Below are 3,085 nucleotides of genomic sequence, written 5' to 3'. Positions count from 1 at the left end.
GCGGCGGTCCGTGAAGCACATGTCGTTGTCTCCTTGTCGTTCTTGGTCGAGGCGTTCAGCTCGAAAGCTCGCCGAGCAGCTCGCGCGCGATGGTGTTGCGCTGGATCTCGCTGGTGCCGGTCAGCACGCGGTACATACGCAGCATGCGGAACAGGAACTCCACGCGCCGGCCCTGCACGATGCCCTCGCCGCCGTGGATCTGCACCGCGCGGTCGGCGATGCGGAAGGCCGACTCGGAGCAGAACAGCTTGGCCATCGAGGCCTCGGCGCGCGCCTCGGAGCCGGCGTCGATCTGGCGCGCGGTCGCGAGCATCAGCGCGCGCGCGGCCGCCAGCTCGGTCGCCATGTCGGCCAGCAGGTGCTGGATCGCCTGGAACTGGCCGATGGCGCGGCCGAACTGGCGCCGCCGGCCGGCGTATTCGCAGGCATCGCGCAGCGCCACCGCGGCCAGCCCCACCATCGCGGGGCAGTGCAAGAGGCGGTTGACCGTGATGCGCCCGAGCGCGAGCGCGAGGCCGCGGCCGGGTTCGCCCACGAGGTTCGCCACCGGGATGCGGCAGTCCTCGAGCACGATGTCGCCGGTGTGCGACTGGCCCGCCATGGTCTTGTAGCCGGCCTCCACGCGCACGCCGGGCTGCGTGAGGTCGACGAAGAAGGCGCTGACCTCGCGCTGCGCCGGGTCGCTCGCGGTGGAGGCCATCAGCACCGCGAAGTCGGCGAAGGGCGAGCCCGAGATGAAGCGCTTGCGGCCGTTGAGCACGAAGTGTTCGCCCTCGCGCACGGCGCGCGTCTGCACCGCGCCCGCGTCGGAGCCGGCCTCGGCCTCGGTCAGCGCGAAGCAGATCGCCTTCTCGGCGCGCGCCACCGGCACGATGAAGCGCTCCATGTGGTGCGGCGTGGCCTTGCGCACCAGCGCACCCACGCGCGGCGGGCCGCTGAGCTCGCCGAGCACGTGCGGCGCCAGCGGCGAGCCGCTCGCGTAGATCGCTTCCTTGACGAGCACGTGGTCGAGCACGCTGAGGCCGAGCCCGCCCATGGCTTCGGGCAGGGTCATGCCGTAGAAGCCCAGTGCCTGCGAGCGGCGCCAGACCTGCCGCAGCAGCTCGCGGCTCGCGCCGTGCTCGTGGTCGATGCCGTGCGCGCGCACCAGGTCGGCGAGCTCGCCGTGCAGGAAGTCCTCGATGCGCGCGATCAGCTCGGCCGCGCGCGCGGAACCTTCGAAGGGGCGCGCATGGGCGCCGGACGACGGGAGGGATGCGTTCATGTCCGTCCCCGCCTTCAGTTGACCATGCGGCTCTGGCCGGCCCAGTACGGCGCCTGGATCGCCTTGCGCGCGACCTTGCCGTTCGGGTTCTTCGGCAGCGCGCCCACGAACTCCACGCGGCGCGGCCGCTTGAAGCCGCCGAGCCGCTCGGCGCAGAAGGCATCGAGCGCGCCCAGGTCGAGCGCATGGCCGGGCTTGAGCACCACGTGCGCGGCCACGGCCTCGCCCCACTTGTCGTCGGGCACGGCGAACACGCAGGCATCGGCGACGGCCTCGTGCTGGTAGAGCACGGCCTCGACCTCCGAGGGATAGACGTTGAAGCCGCCGCTGATCACCATGTCCTTCTTGCGGTCGACGATGTACACGAAGCCCTGGTCGTCGGCGCGCGCGAGATCGCCCGTGTGGTAGCGGCCGTTCTTCAGCACCTCGGCCGTGAGCTCGGGCGCGCGCCAGTAGCCGGCGAACACGTCGGGGCCGCTGACCACGATCTCGCCGATCTCGCCACTCGCCACGGGCTGGCCCGCGTCGTCGACGATCTCCACCAGCGACTCGAGGAAGGGCCGGCCGCACGAGGCCAGCCGCCCGGGCGCGGCGGCGCGCGCGAACAGGTGGTCCTCCACGCCGAGGCCGCACACGCCCGAGGTGGTCTCGCCCGCGCCGTAGCCCTGCGACAGCACCGGGCCGAACACGTCCATGGCGCGCAGGATGCGCGCGGGCGCCATCGGCGCGGCGCCGTAGCCCAGACGCTGCAGGTCGGGCAGCGGGCGGTAGCGGCCCTCGAGCTCGGCCAGCAACATGTTGATCATGGTCGGCACCATGAAGGTGTGGGTCACGCGCTCGGCCTTCATGTCGGCCAGGAAGCGGCCGGGCTCGAAGCCCGCGAACAGCCGGATGGTGGCGCCGCTGCACAGCGCGGGCACGATCTGCATGCCCGAGGCATGGGTGACCGGCCCGACCAGGCCCAGCAGGTGGCCTTCGCGCATGCCCTCGGAACGCACGAGGAACTTGCGCAGCTGCGCGAGCCGGTTGCCGAAGGTCTGCATCGCGGCCTTGAGCACGCCCGAGGAGCCCGAGGTGTAGTGCAGCACGGCGAGCTCGTCGGCCTCGACGCGCGCGGCCTCGAAGGCATCGCTGGCGCGGCCGAGCGCGCCCTCGTAGGAGGCGGCATCGCCCTCGGGCGCGTCGACGAACAGCAGCATCGGGCGCGCGTCGCCCTTCAGGTGCGGCAGGAAGGCTTCGGCACGCTCGGCCGTGGTGACGATCAGCGCGGCGCCGCTGTTGGCGACGATCTCGCCGACCTCGGCGGGCGAGAGCCGCGCATTGAACGGCGCCTTGACCAGCGCGGCCTTGTAGCAGGCCAGCTCGACCTCGACGATCTCGATGCAGTTCGGCAGGTAGATGCCGACGCGGTCGCCGCGCGCGAGGCCGAGCCCCAGCAGCGCGTTGGCGAGGCGGTTGGAACGGCGGTCGAGCGCCTCGTAGCTGAGGCTGCGGGATTCGGTGCGCAGCGCGATCCGCGGGCCGTGCAGGCGCGCGCAGCGCGAAACGAGTTCGCCGACGTTGGCGACCCGGGGGGTGGACTGGGGCAAGGGGTGTCTCCTGGATGCAGGCATGCGTTCGTGCATGCGATGCGCCACTGTCCGCCAAAGCGGCCCGGCACAGGAAATACCGTTTGCTGATGCCGAGCCATCAATCGCATTGATGGCTCGGCTCGCGAGAAACGCGTCGCGCTATGCCTCGGGCTCGACCTCGGCCAGCAGCTCGGCCTCCCAGCGGCCCTCGGCGATCAGCCGCGCGGCCTGCCGCACGAGCGAACGCGCC

2 protein-coding genes are annotated in these 3,085 nt (G+C 72.0%); both read right to left on the bottom strand.

Annotated elements, in window-relative coordinates; translation table 11 throughout:
• Positions 1-55: 55 nt before the first annotated feature.
• Complete coding sequence (locus AC27VN_RS37215) at positions 56-1,264, bottom strand: acyl-CoA dehydrogenase family protein (RefSeq protein ID WP_490879891.1); 1,209 nt, start codon at positions 1,262-1,264, stop codon at positions 56-58.
• Positions 1,265-1,278: 14 nt separating this feature from the next.
• Positions 1,279-2,889, bottom strand: coding sequence for an AMP-binding protein (locus AC27VN_RS37210; protein WP_490879890.1), 1,611 nt, complete (start codon positions 2,887-2,889; stop codon positions 1,279-1,281).
• Positions 2,890-3,085 lie beyond the last annotated feature (196 nt).

This window comes from Variovorax sp. 20P10.2.4, assembly GCF_058244205.1.
The sequence above is the reverse complement of the archived record's forward strand: the minus strand, read 5'-3'. Positions and strand labels throughout refer to the sequence as shown.

What these genes read in the sequence shown, in the direction of transcription:
- AC27VN_RS37215 (WP_490879891.1), bottom strand. Translation starts at nt 1,264, where the DNA reads ATGAACGCATCCCTCCCGTCGTCCGGCGCCCATGCGCGCCCCTTCGAA.
- AC27VN_RS37210 (WP_490879890.1), bottom strand. Translation starts at nt 2,889, where the DNA reads ATGCACGAACGCATGCCTGCATCCAGGAGACACCCCTTGCCCCAGTCC.